The sequence below is a fragment of the Mycobacterium sp. E2327 genome (assembly GCF_001672675.1).
Lineage (GTDB): Bacteria > Actinomycetota > Actinomycetes > Mycobacteriales > Mycobacteriaceae > Mycobacterium.
The window spans coordinates 1-502 of sequence record NZ_LZKE01000148.1 but is presented as its reverse complement, the minus strand read 5'-3'; the positions used below and the strand labels follow the sequence as shown (position 1 = coordinate 502).

General features: G+C 67.9%; 2 pseudogenes. One reads left to right on the top strand and one right to left on the bottom strand.

Annotation, left to right across the window (positions count from 1 at the left end):
- A pseudogene (locus A5712_RS18155) lies at positions 1 to 279 on the top strand (hypothetical protein); the annotation flags it as partial.
- A 4-nt stretch (positions 280 to 283) separates the two neighbouring features.
- On the opposite strand, the pseudogene A5712_RS18150 reads toward A5712_RS18155, so the two are convergent.
- A pseudogene (locus tag A5712_RS18150) lies at positions 284 to 502 on the bottom strand (hypothetical protein); the annotation flags it as partial.

Genomic DNA, 502 nt, shown 5'->3' with positions numbered 1-502 from the left:
TTCGGCACCAAGGGCGGGGAGATCGAGATGAACGGGCAGCGCGTCGCCGTCCCGGTGTCCACGGACCAGATGCGCAAGATCGCCCAACTCTCCGGCGGGCAGTCCTACACCGCCACCAACATCAACGAGCTGAACAAGAGCTACAACGCCATCGAGAACGACATCGGCTTCCGCACGGTGCCCGGCCCCGGCAGCGCCGGCTGGCTGCGCCTGGGCGTTGTCGTCGCGCTGATCGCCGCGGCGCTGGGCCTGCTGATCAACCGACGCCTGCCGGTCTGAGCGATCAGGCGGGCAGCCGCCGGTTCAGGAACAGGCCGGCCAGGACGGCGCCCGCCAGCAGCACCGCGCCCAGCATCATCCAGGCCAGGCTGGCGTCGCCCTTGACGGTCTGATAGCCGATCTGGCGCTGCAGCGTCGAATAGACGCTCTCCAGCGATTCCAGGCTGTCCGCGTGGAACGCCTGGCCGTCGGTGATCTTGGTGATCTCCTGCAGCGTCTGGTA